The following is a 17555-nucleotide window of genomic DNA, read 5'->3' on the forward strand; positions in this document are numbered from 1 at the left end:
TCAGGCCACCTTCCAGACCGTCTCGGTCGTGCCGCGGGCCTCGACGGTGCCCGCTTCGGTGAACGAGAAGATCTCGCGGGTGCGGTCGTAGACGGTCTGGCTCACGTAGACGCCCGGTTCGCCCGTGACCGATCGCACCCGGTAGGCGAGGTTCACGGCATCTCCCCACAGGTCGTAGGCGAGGCTCGTGCGGGCGACGAGCCCGCTCGTGACCGTGCCGGTATCGACACCAGCGCGCAGGCCGATCGACGACCCGTTCTGCGCGTTGAAGCGCTCGATCACCCCGAGCAGGTTCTTCGCGAACTCGACGCTGCGGCGCACGTTGTCGACGCGCGGCACGATCAATCCCGACGAGGCGAGGTACCCGCCGCGCAGGGTGCGCACCTTCTCGACCCCGGCCTTCTCGGCGGCCTCGTCGAAACCGCGCATGAGGGTGTTGAGGTGGCCGATCTCCTGCTCGGCCGAGAGCCCGCGCGCGTAGTCGTCGAAGCCGACGAGCTCGGCGAACACGACCGACACGTTCTCGTGCGCCTCCGAGATCGTCTCGTCGCCCTGTTTGTACTTCGCGGCGACGCTCTCGGGCATGAGCGTGAGCAGCAGCTTCTCGTTCTCGGCCTGCTGCTCATCGATGAGCTCCTGTTTGATGCGCAGGCTCGACGCCATGTCGTTGAACGCACTGCCCAGGTCGCCGAACTCGTCGCGCGCGCCCTGCGGCACCTGCACGTCGAGATCGCCCTCGGCGACCCGGTGCACCGCGCCGACGAGGCGGTGGATGGGTCGGGTGAAGACCTGGGCGAGCAACAGCGACAGCAGCGAGACGCCGAGCAGGATGCCGAGGAGCGACAGCAGCACGATGCGGGTGAAGTCGGCCACGGGGGCGAACGCCTCCGACGAGTCGATCCGGGCGATGATGACCCAGTCGAGTCCATCGACCTCCAGCGGGGCGTACGCGGTGACGCTGTCGATGCCGAGGTACCCGGGGCCCGTCGTGGTGCCGGTCCTGCCCGCCTGCGCCTCCGCCACCGCCCGCGTGTTGATCGGCTGGAGGAGCACCGTTCCCTGCACCTCGACGATGCGCTTCGCAACGCTCGGTGGGGTGCCGCCGTCGATCGCGAGCTGCTCGTAGTTCTCGGGGTCTTCGATGAGGCGCCGCGAGTCGCTGCGCATGAGGTCGTCGAGACCCACGAGGTACACCTCGCCCGTGTCGCCGAGACCCTGCTCCTTCCAGCCCTCCGACCCCGTCGTCAGGTCGTTGATCGTCTCCAACGACACCTGCAGGGCGAGGGCGCCGGTGATGCGGCTGTCGTTGCCGATGGGCGAGACCACCCACATCGTCGGCACGTTCAGCGAGGGGATCCAGCGTTCGAAGTCGGTGAGCACGACGGTGCTGACGGAGTTCGTGGCGATGGCATCCGCGTATGCCTGAGCGAGCATCGTGTCACGGTACGGACCCGTGTTCAGGTTGCTGCCGAGCTCGACGCCCTTGTACGCCGAGAAGACGATGTCGCCGTCGAGGTTGAGCAGGAGCGCGTCCTCGTAGTCGGCCTGCTCTATGAGCCGTCCGAGGTAGTCACCGTAGCGCTCGGTCGCTGCGGAGTAGGACGATCCGTCCTCGGCATCATTGTCGTTGAGCAGGGTGTCGTAATCGGCGTCGAAGTCGAGGTTCTGCGTGGTGAAGCGCGTCTGCAGGAACTGCCCGGCGTTCGACTCGGGGATGAAGGCGCTGTCACCGTACTGCTCGCCGGCACGCCCCTCCAGCGCGGGAATGAAGGTGTCGGAGTAGTAGGACTCGAGCTGCGCGCGCTCGTCGGCGGTGACCTCGCGCTGCTCCAGCTCCTCGTACCCCGCGTTCACGGTGGTCGAGAGCGTCTGCGCACTGAGGTTGCGCGACTGCAGCGAGGCATCCTTCTTGACGGCCTCGATCGCGTCGGTGACCTCGGCCGCGCGCATCGAGCGGATGGTGATGAGCTGATCGACCGCCGCGTCGTGCAGCGACTGGCGTCCGTTGATGAACCCCACGGCACCGACGATGACCGACGAGACGAGGCTCACCGCCAGGAGCATGATGAGCAGTTTCGACTGGATGCTGAGCCCGGGGCGCAGGCGCCGCAGTCGCCGTTCCGTCTTCTCCCCGACCGTGCCCTGCTCGCTCATCCGCGTCCTCCGTCGTCATCCGTGAGCGCGTCCCCACTCGGAGGTTATCGATATACCAACTCCATGCAAATGGTTTTTTCGCCTGATGTCATCGGTCTTCTACCGATACATTGGCGGCGGAGGCATGATGACGACTTGGTGGCCCTACCTGCGGATCGCCGCAGCCCTTCTCGGAGCGGCGGCGCTCGTGCGGCAGATCACGGTGTCGATCACGAACGCGCATTCGTCGACCACCGAGTGGGGTTCGCACGTGCCGACCGTCGTGGCGAACTTCTTCAGCTTCTTCACCGTGCTGTCGAACATCGGCGCCGTGGTCTCCCTGACGATCGCCGCGATCTGGATGATCCGCACGCGCCGCGACGACACCCCCGAACCCCGCTGGTTGGCCACGCTGCTCGTCTGCACCAGCACCTACATGATCGTCACGGGCATCGTCTACAACCTGCTCCTCCGGTACATCAACCTCGACGGGGTCTCGGAGGTGTGGACCAACGAGACGCTGCACGTGATCGTGCCGCTCGTCATGCTCCTCGATGTGCTCTTCGCGCCCCGTCGGCGCGCACTGCCGTGGAGCGCGGCCCTCATCGCCGTGATCTTCCCGCTGGTATGGACCGTCTACACGATGGTGCGCGCGAACTTCATCACGGGCCCGATCACCGGGAACCCGTGGTGGTACCCCTATCCGTTCCTCGACCCGCACGGCCCCGGCGGATGGGGCTCGGTCGTCGTCTACATCATCGGGATCGCGATCGGCATCATCGCCGTCGCCGCCGGTGTGGTCTGGGTGGGTCGTCGCCGAGGCATCCGCGTTCCCTGATCCGACGGGGCGCTCGGCCGATGGGGACTCCTCCCCATCGGCTCCGAGCCGGCGCGTCGGTGGATGCGGTTACCCTGGTGCGGGGGAAGGACGCGATGTTTCCCCGCGTGATCGAGGAGACTGCAGATGAACGAGCCCTACGCGCCGGACCCGTCGACGAATACGGCCCCTCCGCCCCCGCCCGCGCCTCCCGCGCCGGCACCCGCGCTTCGCAGCGAACAGCGCGACGCGCCGACGCCGCCTCCTCCCGCCGCGGCGGCGACGCCCCCGACGTTCCCGGCATCCGCTCCCGCCGCAGCTGCACAGGCCCCGTCATCCGCCCCGGCTCCGAAAGCGGATGCCGCGCCCAGGACGGCCCCGTCCGACGCGGAGATCTCGCGGGCGAGCGACGTGCTGAAGGTCGTCTCCGACGCCTACTCCGCGAAGATGGTGGGCCAGGAGCGCCTGCGCATGAGCCTGCTCATCTCACTCATCGCCGGCGGCCACATCCTGCTCGAGAGCGTGCCCGGCCTCGCCAAGACGACCGCCGCGAGCACCCTCGCCGACACGGTCAAGGCGCAGTTCAAGCGCATCCAGTGCACGCCCGACCTGCTGCCGAGCGACATCACGGGCAACCAGATCTACGACGCGGCGACCGGCTCGTTCCGCACCGTGCTCGGCCCCGTGCACGCCAACTTCGTGCTGCTCGACGAGATCAACCGATCGAGCGCCAAGACCCAGAGCGCCATGCTCGAGGCGATGCAGGAGCACCAGACCACGATCGGCGGTGAGGTGCACCACCTGCCGAAGCCCTTCCTCGTGATCGCGACGCAGAACCCGATCGAGCAGGAGGGCACCTACGAGCTGCCCGAGGCGCAGATGGACCGCTTCCTGCTCAAGGAGATCGTCGAGTACCCGAGCCCCGCCGAGGAGTTCGAGATCCTCGGCCGCATCGACTCCGGTGTGCTCGACCCCGACCGGCACGTCTCGAGCGCGATCTCGCTCGACGACGTCCACATGCTGCAGGACGTGGCCAGCCGCATCTACGTCGACCCCGCGATCCGCAACTACATCGTGTCGATCGCGTACGTCACGCGTAACCCCGCACCGTACATCGGCGACGACCGCGCCCGGTTCATCAAGTACGGCGCGAGCCCCCGCGCGAGCATCGCGTTCCTGCAGGCGTCGCGCGCCCTCGCCCTGCTCAAGGGTCGCTCGCACGTGCTGCCCGAAGACATCCGCGAGCTGCGCCACCTCGTGCTGCGCCACCGCGTGCTGCTGACGTTCGAGGCCGACGCCGAGGGCATCCGCAGCGAGGAGATCATCGACCAGATCTTCGCCGCCGTCCCCACTCCCTGACCCGGTCGCCGAGCCCGGAACCGTCGCCCCGCACCGGAACAGAAGCCCATGCCCAGTCTGATCACGCAGGTGAAGAGCAAGCTCTTCCTGCACTCGTCGCGCAAGTCGATGCACGCGCTCGACGGTGCGCACGCGTCGCTGCTGCGCGGGCGCAGCCTGGACTTCGAAGACCTGCGCAAGTACGAATACGGCGACCAGGTGCGCGACATCGACTGGCGCGCGACGGCCCGCCTGGGCACGCCGCTGGTGAAGCGATCGCGGGCGATGCGCATGCAGACGGTGCTGTTCGTCGTCGACACCGGGCGCTCGATGACGGCCCTCGCGGCCGACGAACGCCCGAAGAAGGACCTCGCGATCATGGCGGCCGGTGCTCTCGGCATCCTGACCCTGCGTCACGGCGACGACTTCACCACGGTGTACGGCGATGCCTCGCGCGCGCGTCGCCTGCCCCCCGGTCGCAGCGAGGGCGCGCTCGAGCACGCACTGCGCACGATCAGCCGGGCGACGGACGAGAGCACGGTTCCCAACGACCGCGACGGCCTGCTCTCGTACGTCACCCGCACGGTGTCGCGGCGCATGATCGTCGCCGTCATCACCGACGAGGCGCCCATCACGAGCGAGACCGAGCGGATGCTGCGCCGGCTGCGCGTGCAGCACGACGTGCTGTGGCTCACCCTCCGCGACGCGGATCCGGTGCTCGATCACGCGACCGGGCGTATCCGCAGCGACGTCGACAGCAGCTGGGACGTGCCGGACTTCGTGCAGGGCGATGCGGCGATCGTGCGCCAGCTCACCGCGCAGGCGCAGGCCGAGGAGGCGCACCTCGCCGAGACCCTGAAGCGCCTCGAGATCGGCCACGCCGTGCTCGAGGGTCAGGAGTCGGCCGTCCCCCAGCTGCTGCGCCTGCTCCACGGGGCGCTCAGCCGATCCGGCGGGAGGTCGAATGCCCGGGTCTGATGAGCTCTACCCGCCGGCGCAGTACGGCTGGGGCTGGGTGCTGCTCGCGTTCGGCATCCTCGCCATGCTGATCGTGGGCGCGTGGCTCGTGATCGCCCTCACGAAGCAGCGCCGCCCCGCCGACCGTCTCGGCATCGAGCAGCCGCAGCTGCTCACGGGCGACGTGCTCAGCCAGTTGCGCGTGGAGTACCTCGACCGCGTGCAGCAGATCGAGACCGACTACCGCGAGAAGCGGCTCTCGCCCCGCAACGCCAACCTCGAGCTGAGCCGCGTGGTGCGCACCTTCGTCAACGAGTACAGCGGCCTCGAGGCCCCGGTGCTCGCCCTCGACGACCTCGTCTCCCGTGGAGTGCACCCCGCCCTGATCGACGCGATGCGCCGGCACTACTATCCGAGCATCTTCCGCCAGGGCCCGCCGATCGATCCTCTCGCCGGCGCCGAGGCGGCGCGGACGGTGGTGCGCTCATGGCACTAGCGAACGGCTGGCTCATCATCGTCGCGGCCGCGGTCGTGATCGCCGCCCTCGGCATCGGTCTCGCGCTCGGACTGCGCAGCCGCGGGCAGTCCACGGGAACCGACCGCGCACGCATCGCCCGCGCGGAGCGTCTGCGCGCGCTGCCCGCGTTCCGCGAAGCGCTCTCCCGACGGATCATCGCCCTGAGCGGCATCCTGCTCCTGGGCGCGCTCACGGTCATCACGGCCGGTGTCGTGGCCGCCCGGCCGATGTCCTCCCAGACGATCCAGCCCGTCAACACGAGCCGCGACATCATGCTCTGCCTCGACGTCTCGGGATCGATGTCGGAGGTCGACGTCGAGGTGCTGACGGTGTTCGAAGAGCTGCTCGACGGCTTCGAGGGCGAGCGCATCGGGCTGACGATCTTCAACAGCTCGCCGGTGCAGATCTTCCCGCTCACCGACGACTACGACTTCATCCGCACGCACCTCGAGAGCATGCGCGAGAGCTTCGACTACGTCGATCAGATCCCCGAGCACTGGGTCGGCACGCTCAACGGCAACGGCGCCTCGCTGATCGGTGACGGGCTCGCCGCCTGCGCGATGGGCTTCGACCACCCCGACGACGAGCGTTCGCGCTCGGTGATCTTCGCGACCGACAACGAGATCAACGGCGCGTCGATCGTGACGCTCGAAGAGGCCGCGAACTACGCCGCGTCGAACGGCGTGCGCGTGTTCGCGCTGAACCCCGTCGAGGGCAAGGACGCGGATGTGAGCGCCGAACTCGCCGCGGCGGCCGAAGCGACGGGCGGTCAGGCCTACGGACTGCGCGACACGACCACGGTCGGTGACATCGTCGAGCAGGTGCGCGAGCAGGATGCGACCGAGCTCCGCGGCGAGGCGCAGGTGGTGTGGACCGACGCCCCCGATCTGTGGATCGTGGTCGTCTCGATCGCGCTGCTGTCGTTCGTGGTGCTGCTGTGGAGGGTGCGACTGTGATCTTCCAACCCGCCATCAACGTCTTCCTGCTCCTGCTGCTGTTCGCCCCGATCGCCGCGCTCGTGGTGTGGGTGCTCGTGCGCGCGCCGAAGGACGCGGGGCGCTCGACCGCCCAGACGCGCAACCACCGTCTGCTCTGGGCGCTGCGGTTGGCCGCGGTGCTCGCCTGCTTCGTCATGCTGCTGCGCCCCGGCATCCCCGGCGGCGCCACGCAGACCCTCGCGACCGACACCGACATCGTGCTGGTGGTCGACACGACCGCGAGCATCGTCGCCGAGGACTGGGCCGACGGCGAGCCGCGCCTCGACGGCGTGCGCGCCGACATGCGCACGATCATCGCCGAGTACCCGGGCGCGCGCTTCGCGCTGCTCACCTTCGACGCCGCCGCCGAACTGCGGATGCCGTTGACCACCGACACCACGGCGCTGGTCGGGTCTCTCGACGTGCTGCGCCCCGAGGTCACGAGCCAGTCGCGCGGAAGCTCGATCGGCATCGCCGCGACCCTGCTCGGGCAGACGCTCGCGTCGGCGGCCGAGTCGTCGCCCGACCGCTCGCGCATGGTGTTCTACTTCGGCGACGGCGAGCAGACCGTGTCGTCGGACCCCGAGTCGTTCGCCGCGAGCGCGCCCTACATCGACGCCGGCGCGGTGTTCGGGTACGGCACCGCCGAGGGCGGGCCCATGCGCATCACCAGCGGCGGCGTCGACGGAAAGGATGCCGGGTACATCCAGTACCAGGGCTCCGATGCGCTGTCGGTCGTCGATGAGCAGAACCTGCAGGCGCTGGCCGCCGAACTCGGCGTCGAGTACGAGCACCGCACAGCCGACACCGAGCCGAAGCTGCCCGAGGCGCCGACGACCACCACGAACTACGCCGAATCGGGCGAGGTCGGCAACGTGACCGAGCTCTACTGGATCGCGGCGCTCGTGCTCATCGTGCTGCTCGGGATCGAACTGGCGCGCGCGGCCATGCTGATCGCCCGCCTGCGCGGCTTGCGCACCCCGAAGGGAGGCACGGCATGACCGACGCTCCGTCCGCCACCGCGACCGACCCGCAGGCCGCGGCCGCGCAACTGCTCGCCTCGAACCGTCGGCGCCGCAGCATCCGTCGATGGATCGCGATCGGTTCGCTGCCCCTCGTGCTGGTGTCGCTGTTCTTCGTGGGCAAGATCCTCAGCATGTACGCGTTCGCGCACCAGGCGATCAGCGCCTATGTCGTCGACGACTACGCGGGCTCCGAGGCGGCGGCCGAGGGCCAGGAGTTCCTCAACTTCTTCGAGCCGTACAAGGCCCCCTTCAACGTCGGCACCGCGCTCGCGGGCGCCGAGGAACTGCCCGAGGCACGCACGAAGCTCGAAGAGGCCCTCGACCTGGCGACGGGCCTGGAGGTCTGCGCCGTGCGCGTCAACCTCTCGCTCGTGATCGAGCGGATGGGCGATGCGGCCCGCGAGGGCGGCGACGGCGCCGGTGCGGCCCAGCTGTACGCCGAGGCGCTGACGATCGTCGTCGAGACGCCCGAGGAGTGCAACAGCGAAGAGGCCGAGAACCAGTCGTCCGATCCGGATCGCGACATGGGCGAGAGCCTCGACGACTCCGAGGAGCGCCTGAAGGAGAAGCAGCAGCAGGAGCAGGAGCAGCAGCCCGACCCGCAGGAGGGCGAGGAGCAGCAGGAGCAGCCGCAGCAGCCCGACGAGCAGAAGCTCGACGACCTCAAGGACAAGCTCGACCAGGGCACGCAGGAGCGCGACCAGCAGCAGGGCGGCGACGAGCCCGGCTCGGGAACGGACAGGCCATGGTGATGGATCACGAGAGCCAGCGCGCCCGCTACCTCGCGGGCGCCGAAGGTGCGCCACCCGTTCCGCCGCCCGGCGGCTACCGCGGTGCGCGCCGCGGCACCGGACCGCAGGAGGCACCGGCGTTCCCGACGTTCGTGTCGGTGGCCGACGGCGACGACGAGCGCCGGTCGGCGAACGCGATCGGATGGATCGCCCTGCTCGCCAGCATCCTGTTCGCCATCGTGCTGCTGGGCACGATGCTCGCCGGCGGCACCGACCTGCTCTACGGCGTCACGATGCTCGCCCTGCAGCTCGTGCTCGTCGCGGTCATCATCGCGGCGATCGCCACGAAGCGGGGGCGGATGCTCGGCGCGATCGCCCTCGTCATCGCGGTGCTGTTCAACGTCGCCACCGTCGGCGGGCTCAGCGCCCTGCAATCGTCGGCCAGCGGCAACTACGACGGATCGAAGTCCGACGAGCAGAAGCACGCCGAGGCCTACCCCGGCATCAAGGGCACCGACAACCAGGACGTGCTGAACCAGCAGTCGCTCGAGGAGGTGCGCGCCGAGGCCGACAGCCTCTTCGCCGACGTGCGCCAGCGCCTCAGCGACGAGTTCGGCTACACCTGGACGCAGTTCACCGACGAAGACCTGCGGCCCGAGCGCAACGGCTACGGCGGGGAGTCGATGCTCTACGAGTACGGTTCGTCGGGCTGGGCGACCATCGAACCGGTCCAGGACTACGCGCGCAAACAGCAGGTCATGTCCGTGATCGATCAGGTCGTGCAGGAGCACGGCATGTACGGTCTGTACGCCTTCAACGACCCGACCGGATCGGGCATCGACCCGACGATGATCGAGAAGCTCTACGGCAGCGACGACCCGCGCACCCAGCACACGTGGGAGTCGTACACCGAGAACTACCCCGATCCGCTGCGCTTCTATGCGACGATCTACGACCTGTCGAACGACACGGACGGCGGATTCAGAACCGAGCGCGAGGCGCAGAACGCGCGCACCGGCGAGCCGGTCGAGGGACTGCAGCTGTTCGTGATCGCGAGCGCCGTGCTCAGTGACGACGACCGCGACGAGTTCGAGAAGAAGATCCAGGAGTACCCCGGGTTCTGAGGCCCGGGGCCGCTGCCCCTCGCTGGGTCGCTGAGCCTGTCGAAGCGTCCCACCCCCGCCGAGGCGCTCAGCTCGCGAGCGCGAGACCCGCGGCGAGCGCGAAGCCCAGAACGGTCGCGAGACCGGTCGACTCCTTGGCCTTGGACTGGGCCTCCGGCACCATCGAATCGACGAGCATCACGAGCAGCGCCCCGGCCGCGAAACCGCTGGCCGCGGTGCGGAATGCGTCGCCGGTGATGCTCGCGAGGCCGAAGCCCGCGACGGTCGCGGCGGCGCAGATCACGGCGACGCCGGCCCACAGCAGCAGTACGCGCGAGCGCTTCATGCCGCCGTCGAGCAGGTCGGCGGCCGAGCCGATCGATTCGGGCAGGTTGGAGACGAGGATGGCGACGACGAGCGCGATGCTCACCGGTTCGCCGGCCGCGAGGCCGATGCCGAGCACGAGCTGCTCCGGGATGCCGTCGAGCAGTGCACCGACGGCGAGTTGTCCGCCGCCCGCGTCGCCCTTCTTCTTCGCGGCGCGCGCGTCGAGGATGCGTGCGGCGACGTAGTAACTGATCGCGCCGAGGGCGACGCCGATGACCAGAGGGAACGGGCCCCCGCGATCGAGGCCCTCCTCCCAGAGCTCGAAGGCGATCGAGGCCATGAGCGCGCCCGCACCGAAGCCGAGCACGATGCCCAGCCAGCGCGGCGGCCATTTCCGCAGCATCGCGAGCACGGCACCGATGAACAGCGGCGCCGCCGCGACCACGCCCCACAGCACTGCTGCGCCCATGAGCACCTCCGTGGCCCACTCTGGCACGACAGCGCGCCGACGGCATCCGCCTCTCCCATACGGAGGAGATCTCTCTCCCATACGGAGGAGATCTCTCGCTCCGCAGGACGGATTCGAGGATTCCCTCCTCCGTTGCGTGCGATCTCCTCCGCTGCATGCGCCGGAGCCGGCAGCCGCACGCCGGCAGCCGGGCGCCGGCAGCAGTCCGGAATGGACCGCAGCCGGATGCCGTCACGCATTCGGGAGCGACACGCCGCCCGCCGTAGACTGGAGGGTATGTCCAAGGTCCTCCAGTCCCTGCCCGTCGGCGAGCGCGTCGGCATCGCCTTCTCCGGAGGACTCGACACCTCCGTCGCCGTCGCGTGGATGCGCGAGAAGGGCGCCGTGCCCTATACGTACACCGGCGACCTCGGGCAGTACGACGAAGACGACATCGAGTCGATCCCGGGCCGTGCGCTCGAGTACGGCGCCGAGGCCTCGCGCCTGGTCGACGCCAAGACCGCGCTGGTCGAAGAGGGCTTCGTGGCGCTCTCGTGCGGTGCGTTCCACATCCGCTCGGGCGGCAAGACCTACTTCAACACCACTCCCCTCGGACGCGCGGTGACCGGCACGATGCTGGTGCGCGCCATGAAGGAGGACGGCGTCGACATCTGGGGCGACGGCTCCACCTACAAGGGCAACGACATCGAGCGGTTCTACCGCTACGGCCTGCTCGCCAACCCGCGTCTGCGCGTCTACAAGCCGTGGCTCGACGCCGACTTCGTGACCGAGCTCGGCGGGCGCAAGGAGATGAGCGACTGGCTCGTCGCCCGCGACTTCCCGTACCGCGACTCGGCCGAGAAGGCCTACTCGACCGACGCCAACATCTGGGGCGCGACGCACGAGGCCAAGACCCTCGAGCACCTGAACGTCTCGCTCGAGACCGTCGACCCGATCATGGGCGTGAAGTTCTGGGACCCGTCGGTCGCGATCGACAGCGAAGACGTCACCGTGACGTTCGAGGCCGGCCGCCCGGTCGCCCTCAACGGCGTCGAGTTCTCCGACCCGGTCGCGCTCGTGCGCGAGGCGAACACGATCGGCGGACGCCACGGCCTCGGCATGAGCGACCAGATCGAGAACCGCATCATCGAGGCGAAGTCGCGCGGCATCTACGAGGCCCCCGGCATGGCCCTGCTGTTCATCGCCTACGAGCGCCTGGTCAACGGCATCCTGAACGAAGACACCCTCGCGACGTACCACGAGCAGGGCCGCCGCCTCGGTCGCCTGATGTACGAGGGTCGCTGGCTCGAGCCGCAGTCGCTCATGCTGCGCGAGTCGATCCAGCGCTGGGTCGGCCTCACGATCTCCGGATCGGTGACGATCCGTCTGCGCCGCGGTGACGACTGGACCATCCTCGACACCGTCTCGCCGAACCTGTCGTACGGCCCCGAGAAGCTGTCGATGGAGCGCGTCGGCGATGCGGCCTTCGGCCCGGTCGACCGCATCGGCCAGCTCACCATGCGCAACCTCGACATCGCCGACTCGCGTGCCCGCCTCGAGCAGTACGCGGGCCTCGGCCTCGTCGGCGGCGCCACGGGCGAGCTCGTCGGTCGCGTGACCGCCGGCGAGTCGGGCGAGATCACGGGTGCGGTCGAAGAGGTCGACGAGAACCTCGCCGACGCGGTCGACACGGCTTCCGAAGGCGCGGCCTTCGACTCCGGCACGGACTGACCCCTCGCGGGTTTCGATCAGGGGGCGGATGCTGCGGCATCCGCCCCCTTTTCCGTGCGGTCTCGCGGAGTGCGTGACACGAGCGGATGCTGTGAGTCCGTCGAGTTATCTTGCACACAGCCGTGCACATTAAGTACACTCGAATCCATGACCACCCGCGCACCCCGTCGCGACGCCATCGAGAACCGCGCCGGCATCCTCGACGCCGCCCGTTCCGCGCTCTCCGTCGACCCCTATGCCTCGGTCGACGTGATCGCCCGCAGCGCCGGCCTCTCGCGCCGCACCCTCTACGGCCACTTCGACGACCGCGAAGCCCTCATCCGCGAACTCATCTCGACCGGCGCCCAGCGCTTCAACGCCATCGCCGAATCCGTGACCGATGCCGACGCCCGCCTCGCCCTCGCCCGCCTCACGGCACGCCTCTGGCACGAGGCCGCGCACGTGCAGGTCGCCGCCGCCCTCGCGCTCGACGAGGCGCACGTGCAGCACACGGCCGACGCCCTCGCCCCGCTGCGCCGCACGGTCGCCGCCCTGGTACGCCGCGGCCAGGACGACGGCAGCTTCCGCAGCGACCTCGCCGCCCCCACCCTCGCCCGTCTCATCGAGGAGATCGCGCGCACGGTCATCTCCCGCACGGATGCCGCGAGCACGGGCGCCGCGAACCTCGCCGTCCGCGCGGTGCTCAGCATCGCCGGGCTCTCGTGGCGCGAAGCCGATGAGCTGCTCGCCGCCCACCCCGACATCGTCACCGGCCCGACGGAGGTCCCCGCATGAGGATCACCCTGCACGACGTGAGCAAGGGCAAGAACGGCCAGGCCCTCCCGCCCACGACTCTCGAGTTCCACACCGGCGAGGTGCGGTACGCCCTCGCCGAGACCGAGCAGCGCCCGACCGTCCTCGGCCTGATCGCGAGCGGACGCATGCGCCCCGAGACCGGTCGCGTCACGATCGATGACTCCGAGAGCGCCAGGGAGCTGCGCCGCCGGGTCGCCCTCGTCGACGCCCCCGACGTCAGCGACCCGCACCCCGACATCTCGCTCGCGGGCGTCGTCGGCGAGGAACTGATGTTCGCCGGGCTCGGCGCGACGCCGCTGCACGCCAAGCGCTGGCTGTCGCAGCTCGGGTACGCCGAGCTCGCCTCGGTGCCGATCGGCAACATCGACCCCTCGGCGCGCGTGCGCATCCTGTGCGAGCTCGCGGTGCTGCGCGACGGGACGGATGCCGTCGTGCTCGTGTCGCCCGACCGGCACGGCGGCTCGCCCGACGGCTGGTGGCGCATCGCCGCCGAGTTCGCCGAGCGCGGGTTCGCGATGCTCGTGATCCTCGGCGGTTCGGCAGCCGTGGCGCTGGAGCGGATGCAGGAGCTCGGCGCGGTCAACGCCTCCGGCCCGGTCGAGCCACTCGTGCTCGAGCCGGAAGCGGATGCCGACGCAGAAGCGGATGCCGAAGAAGCCCGGTCCCTGAGCGAGGAGCGCAGCGACGAGACGGCGGGCGCTCAGGAACCCGAACCCGAAGAAGCCCGGCCCCTGAGCGAGGAGCGCAGCGACGAGACGAAGGGCCGCACCACAGACCCCGACCCCGACCCCGACGACGAAGACGAAGACGACACGAACGGAGCCGCCTCATGAAGGTTCCCGCGATGATCGCGGCCGAGCTGCGGCGGCTGACGGCGAGCAAGATGGGCATCATCGCGCTCATCGCGCTCGTGTGCGTGCCGATCCTCTACGGCGGCCTCTACCTCTGGGCGAACCAGGACCCCTACGCCAAGTTCCCCGAGGTGCCGGTTGCACTCGTCGTCGACGATGCGGGCGCGCCGTCCACGGCATCCGACGCCGCCGCCGGCGACACCGTCAACTACGGCGAGGACGTCGCCGACAACCTCATCGACGGCAACGCCTTCGACTGGCAGCGGATGACGGCCGACGAAGCAGCGGATGCCCTGCGCCACGGCACCGTCGACTTCACCGTGACCATCCCCTCCGACTTCTCGACGGCGCTGACCTCGGCCGCGGGCGACGACCCGCACCAGGCCCGCATCGACCTCGAGACCAACGACGCGAACAACTACCTCGCATCGTCGATGGGCACGCAGGCGGTCGAGAAGATCCGCAGCTCGGTGGCCGAGATGGTCGGCAGCGAGGCGGCCGAGCGGCTGCTCACCGGGCTCAGCGACATCCGCGACAGCCTCGTGACCGCGACCGACGGGGCGACGCAGCTGACCGACGGCGCGAACACCGCCGCCACGGGCAGCGCGACCCTCGCCGACGGCACGGCCCAGCTGGCCGACGGCACCGCGCAGCTCGCCTCCGGCGCCCAGACCCTGGCGACCGGGGCGCAGTCCCTCGCCGACGGCGCCGCGCAGGTGAGCGACGGCAACCGCCAGCTCGCCGACATCGCCGACCGGGCGGGCTCGGTCGTGCAGCAGGCGACGGATGCCCTGCCGCAGGTGCGCACCGACATCACGACGATCCTCACCGATCAGGGCCTCACGCCCGAGGAGATCGACCAGGTGCTCGCGAAGCTCGACCCGCTCGCGACCCGGCTGCAGGACGGCAACGCGACCGTGCAGGCGGATGTCGGCAAGATCGATCAGCTCGCGGATGGCGCGGCACAGGTCGCGTCCGGAGCGGCGACGCTCTCGACCGGCGCCTCGAGCCTCGCCACCGGTGCGGGCACGGTCGCGGAGGGCGCGGCATCCGCCAACGACGGCGCGGCGCAGCTGCGCGACGGACTGAGCACCCTCGCCGGCGGAGCGGCCGAACTGCGCGACGGCTTGGCATCCGGTGTCGACCAGATCCCGGCATCCACCCCCGAGCTGCGCAGCCTGCAGGCCGACACGATCGCCGACCCGGTGAAGGTGTCGAGCGACAAGGTCGCCTCGGCCGAGGACTATGGTGCCGGGCTCGCCCCGTTCTTCGCCGCCCTCTCGGCCTGGATCGGCATCTACGCGCTGTTCCTCATCGTCAAGCCGATCTCGCGGCGCGCGATCACCGCGCTGCACTCCCCGATCCGCATCACGCTCGCCGGGTGGCTGACGCCCGCGGCGCTCGGCGCGGTGCAGATGGTGGGGCTCATGGGCATCCTCGCGCTCACCCTCGGGTTCACGTTCAACCATCCGCTCGGCACCCTCGGGGTGCTGGTGTTCGCCTCGGCGACGTTCGCGGCGATCATCCTCGCGCTCAACGTGTGGTTGGGCTCGGTGGGGCAATTCCTCGGGCTCGTGCTCATGGTGCTGCAACTCGTCACCGCCGGCGGTACGTTCCCCTGGCAGACGCTGCCCGCCCCGCTCGCGGCACTGCACCACGTGCTGCCGCTCGGCTACGTCGTCGATGCGATGCGGCAACTGATGTACGGGGGTGATCTCGCCCGAGCGGGCGGCGACCTGATCGTGCTCGGCATCTGGTTGGTCGGTGCGCTGCTGTTCGCGATGATCGGCGTGACACGCATGACGCATCGGCGCACGCTGCGCGACCTGCAGCCCAGCCTCATCGGCTGAGGTCCGGCGCGGGGCGGGGGCTGAGTCCCCGGCACGGGGCGGGAGGCCGTCTCTACTAACGTGGAACGGTGCCCACCAGCTATCTCGCCCCCGCCGGGACCCCCGTCACGCTCCTCGAGTTCGAGCACGCCGGGTCGACACTGATCGCCGAGACCTTCGGCGAGGGCGAGCCGACGTTCCTTCTGCTGCACGGCATCGGCATGGGGCGCAGCGTCTACCTCGACATCGCGCAGCGGCTCCCGGGTCGGCTCATCGCGCTCGACCTGCCGGGGTTCGGCGAGGCCCCCGAACCCACCCGCACCCTCACGATGGAGCGCCACGCCGACCTCGTCGCGGCATACCTCCGGCACACGGGCGAGGGACCCGTCGTGGTGATCGGGCACTCGATGGGCAGCCAGATCGCGGCGGAGCTCGCGGCACGGCATCCGCTCCTCGTCTCGGGCGTCGTGCTCGCCGGGCCCACCGTCGACAAGACCAAACGCAACCTCGCGGCGCAGGGCTCGTACCTGATGCGCGACCTGATGGGCGAGCGACCGCTGGTAATCTGGCGCGGCGCGCGCGAGTACCTGCGCGGCGGGCCGCACCTGATCCGCAAGATCAGGGCCACGATCGCTCACCAGCCCGAGAAGGCGTTCGTGCGCATCACGGTGCCGGTGCTCGTGCTGCGCGGTGAAGACGACCCGCTCGCGCCGATGAGCTGGTGCCGTGCGATCCTCGATGCGATCCCCGGTGCTCGGCTCGAGGTGATCCCCGACCACGGGCACGGCACGCTGATCAGCGACTCCGAGCCCGCCGCCCGCCTGATCGAGGGCTTCGCCGCCGAGTTGTGAGGGGCGTGGCGCAGCGCGCATAACTCCGGAGAAAGGTCGCACGCACCGGCCACATGCTCGCGGTAGCCACATCGACGGCGCTTTCTCCGGAGTTATGAACAGAGCGTCCAGAGCGAACGCTCGGACGAGCGCACTCCTCCCCCTCACCGGCCACCGGTCTCGGACGTCGACAACTCCGGAATTCTGCGCGCTCTCGCCCCCTTTACGAGCGCAAGTGCGCGCTGAGCCCCTGAGTATCCGGAATTATGAACGCCGGCCGCGTCCGCCACGCATGCCAAGAGCAGCCATCACGTCGATCACGGCACCTCGCACGATGTCCGGTCGCTCCATGACGTCCGTTGCAAGCGGTCGAATCGTGACGTAGCCGCGTGCGGCAGCAGCCAGGTCACGTCTCCGATCCTCGACCTGCGCAAGCCATCCTTCGTGAAACTCCCTGCTGTCGCACTCGATGATCAACCACCCCTCGATGACGAAGTCCACCCGCCCGACTCCTTCTATGCGCACCTGCGTCTCGTACTCCGCGCCGATCGCCTTCAGGATGAGGCGCATGAAGGTCTCCGGCCCCGACTCTGCGGTCGCATCGACGAGGGAAAGAAGGCGGGCGTAGCGCTGCGGCAACCCGTCGAAGATTGTGGCGAGTTGTCTCCGAGTCAGAAGCCTGTGGTGGAGCAGGCTGTCGAGCGTCGCCAGTGCACCACGAGGCGTCTGGCATCTGATCGCATGTCGGACGACATCCTCGAATGCCGCCGCATGCAGGGGCGCCGGCACGGACGACGGTGCGCTCCAATGCAGCCGAGTGCGTGCTGAGCCAGGCGGTCGCACGCGCGACGCGTCGGGTGCGAGTTGCACGTGCAGGCCCGAGGCCCGATGCACGAAGATTCCGATCGCCACGAGAAGCGACAGGCAGGACAGTCGTCCACCGATGCGCACGGCCTCTGCGACCTCGGCCGCGATGTCCGGATACGCATAGCGATCTCGTCGCAGTCGTAGCAGCGCTCCCGCCTCGACGGCCCGCGTGATCGAGCGCCCGCTCACCCCGCGAGCGAGCAAATTCGATCGCGTGAACACGCAGGGCGCATACACCTCTACGACTCGATCTCTGACGGCTTTCTTGCTGTTTCGCAC

Annotated in this window: 16 protein-coding genes; 13 read left to right on the plus strand and 3 right to left on the minus strand. The window is 69.5% G+C overall.

Going from position 1 to position 17555, the window contains the following annotated elements; genetic code table 11:
- The gene (locus KZC52_RS10130; protein ID WP_247623925.1) at window positions 1-2154 is read right to left on the minus strand and encodes an adenylate/guanylate cyclase domain-containing protein; all 2154 of its coding nucleotides are present in this window, start codon (window positions 2152-2154) and stop codon (window positions 1-3) included.
- Between the two features lie 127 nt (window positions 2155-2281).
- Here KZC52_RS10130 and KZC52_RS10135 point away from each other — a divergent pair, with 127 nt between their 5' ends.
- The 8 genes from KZC52_RS10135 to KZC52_RS10170 all read left to right on the plus strand — a co-directional run bounded on the left by KZC52_RS10135 (window position 2282) and on the right by KZC52_RS10170 (window position 9619).
- Window positions 2282-2971, plus strand: coding sequence for a Pr6Pr family membrane protein (locus tag KZC52_RS10135; protein ID WP_247623926.1), 690 nt, complete (start codon window positions 2282-2284; stop codon window positions 2969-2971).
- A 126-nt stretch (window positions 2972-3097) separates the two neighbouring features.
- Entirely contained in the window at window positions 3098-4309 is a 1212-nt protein-coding gene (locus KZC52_RS10140; RefSeq protein ID WP_247623927.1) for an AAA family ATPase, read from the plus strand.
- A 48-nt stretch (window positions 4310-4357) separates the two neighbouring features.
- Entirely contained in the window at window positions 4358-5266 is a 909-nt protein-coding gene (locus KZC52_RS10145) for a DUF58 domain-containing protein (RefSeq protein ID WP_247623928.1), read from the plus strand.
- Window positions 5253-5741: a hypothetical protein gene (locus tag KZC52_RS10150; RefSeq protein WP_247623929.1), complete on the plus strand. Its 489-nt coding sequence runs from the start codon at window positions 5253-5255 to the stop codon at window positions 5739-5741. Before KZC52_RS10145 ends, KZC52_RS10150 begins: the two co-directional genes overlap by 14 nt.
- The gene (locus KZC52_RS10155) at window positions 5732-6718 is read left to right on the plus strand and encodes a VWA domain-containing protein (RefSeq protein WP_247623930.1); all 987 of its coding nucleotides are present in this window, start codon (window positions 5732-5734) and stop codon (window positions 6716-6718) included. The genes KZC52_RS10150 and KZC52_RS10155 overlap by 10 nt, the downstream gene beginning before the upstream one ends.
- Complete coding sequence (locus KZC52_RS10160; RefSeq protein WP_247623931.1) at window positions 6715-7740, plus strand: vWA domain-containing protein; 1026 nt, start codon at window positions 6715-6717, stop codon at window positions 7738-7740. The genes KZC52_RS10155 and KZC52_RS10160 overlap by 4 nt, the downstream gene beginning before the upstream one ends.
- Entirely contained in the window at window positions 7737-8516 is a 780-nt protein-coding gene (locus KZC52_RS10165; protein WP_247623932.1) for a hypothetical protein, read from the plus strand. Before KZC52_RS10160 ends, KZC52_RS10165 begins: the two co-directional genes overlap by 4 nt.
- Window positions 8516-9619 (plus strand): DUF4064 domain-containing protein, encoded by a 1104-nt coding sequence (locus KZC52_RS10170; RefSeq protein ID WP_247623933.1) that lies wholly within the window; start codon window positions 8516-8518, stop codon window positions 9617-9619. The genes KZC52_RS10165 and KZC52_RS10170 overlap by 1 nt, the downstream gene beginning before the upstream one ends.
- Before the next feature lie 67 nt (window positions 9620-9686).
- Here KZC52_RS10170 and KZC52_RS10175 read toward each other — a convergent pair whose 3' ends face one another.
- Window positions 9687-10394: a ZIP family metal transporter gene (locus KZC52_RS10175; protein ID WP_247623934.1), complete on the minus strand. Its 708-nt coding sequence runs from the start codon at window positions 10392-10394 to the stop codon at window positions 9687-9689.
- Between the two features lie 276 nt (window positions 10395-10670).
- Between KZC52_RS10175 and argG the strand changes: the two genes are divergently transcribed.
- From argG to KZC52_RS10200, 5 genes are all read left to right on the plus strand, one after another.
- Entirely contained in the window at window positions 10671-12104 is a 1434-nt protein-coding gene (gene argG, locus KZC52_RS10180; RefSeq protein ID WP_247623935.1) for an argininosuccinate synthase, read from the plus strand.
- Window positions 12105-12251: 147 nt separating this feature from the next.
- Window positions 12252-12878 carry a TetR/AcrR family transcriptional regulator gene (locus tag KZC52_RS10185; protein ID WP_247623936.1) on the plus strand — a complete coding sequence of 209 codons (627 nt, stop codon included), beginning with the start codon at window positions 12252-12254 and terminating at the stop codon, window positions 12876-12878.
- A complete protein-coding gene (locus tag KZC52_RS10190) occupies window positions 12875-13732 on the plus strand; it encodes a hypothetical protein (protein ID WP_247623937.1) in 858 nt (285 codons plus the stop codon). The genes KZC52_RS10185 and KZC52_RS10190 overlap by 4 nt, the downstream gene beginning before the upstream one ends.
- Window positions 13729-15600 (plus strand): YhgE/Pip family protein, encoded by a 1872-nt coding sequence (locus KZC52_RS10195; RefSeq protein ID WP_247623938.1) that lies wholly within the window; start codon window positions 13729-13731, stop codon window positions 15598-15600. Before KZC52_RS10190 ends, KZC52_RS10195 begins: the two co-directional genes overlap by 4 nt.
- A gap of 68 nt (window positions 15601-15668) precedes the next feature.
- The gene (locus KZC52_RS10200) at window positions 15669-16430 is read left to right on the plus strand and encodes an alpha/beta fold hydrolase (RefSeq protein WP_247623939.1); all 762 of its coding nucleotides are present in this window, start codon (window positions 15669-15671) and stop codon (window positions 16428-16430) included.
- 243 nt (window positions 16431-16673) lie between these two features.
- On the opposite strand, the gene KZC52_RS10205 is transcribed toward KZC52_RS10200, so the two are convergent.
- Entirely contained in the window at window positions 16674-17555 is an 882-nt protein-coding gene (locus KZC52_RS10205; RefSeq protein ID WP_247623940.1) for a type IV toxin-antitoxin system AbiEi family antitoxin domain-containing protein, read from the minus strand.

Origin of the sequence: Microbacterium galbinum, from assembly GCF_023091225.1 — a bacterium.
In the GTDB taxonomy this organism is placed as follows: domain Bacteria; phylum Actinomycetota; class Actinomycetes; order Actinomycetales; family Microbacteriaceae; genus Microbacterium; species Microbacterium galbinum.

Coding starts and splice junctions, on each gene's coding strand:
- KZC52_RS10130 (WP_247623925.1), bottom strand. CDS start 2,154: ATGAGCGAGCAGGGCACGGTCGGGGAGAAGACGGAACGGCGACTGCGG.
- KZC52_RS10135 (WP_247623926.1), top strand. CDS start 2,282: ATGACGACTTGGTGGCCCTACCTGCGGATCGCCGCAGCCCTTCTCGGA.
- KZC52_RS10140 (WP_247623927.1), top strand. CDS start 3,098: ATGAACGAGCCCTACGCGCCGGACCCGTCGACGAATACGGCCCCTCCG.
- KZC52_RS10145 (WP_247623928.1), top strand. CDS start 4,358: ATGCCCAGTCTGATCACGCAGGTGAAGAGCAAGCTCTTCCTGCACTCG.
- KZC52_RS10150 (WP_247623929.1), top strand. CDS start 5,253: ATGCCCGGGTCTGATGAGCTCTACCCGCCGGCGCAGTACGGCTGGGGC.
- KZC52_RS10155 (WP_247623930.1), top strand. CDS start 5,732: ATGGCACTAGCGAACGGCTGGCTCATCATCGTCGCGGCCGCGGTCGTG.
- KZC52_RS10165 (WP_247623932.1), top strand. CDS start 7,737: ATGACCGACGCTCCGTCCGCCACCGCGACCGACCCGCAGGCCGCGGCC.
- KZC52_RS10170 (WP_247623933.1), top strand. CDS start 8,516: ATGGATCACGAGAGCCAGCGCGCCCGCTACCTCGCGGGCGCCGAAGGT.
- KZC52_RS10175 (WP_247623934.1), bottom strand. CDS start 10,394: ATGGGCGCAGCAGTGCTGTGGGGCGTGGTCGCGGCGGCGCCGCTGTTC.
- argG (WP_247623935.1), top strand. CDS start 10,671: ATGTCCAAGGTCCTCCAGTCCCTGCCCGTCGGCGAGCGCGTCGGCATC.
- KZC52_RS10185 (WP_247623936.1), top strand. CDS start 12,252: ATGACCACCCGCGCACCCCGTCGCGACGCCATCGAGAACCGCGCCGGC.
- KZC52_RS10190 (WP_247623937.1), top strand. CDS start 12,875: ATGAGGATCACCCTGCACGACGTGAGCAAGGGCAAGAACGGCCAGGCC.
- KZC52_RS10195 (WP_247623938.1), top strand. CDS start 13,729: ATGAAGGTTCCCGCGATGATCGCGGCCGAGCTGCGGCGGCTGACGGCG.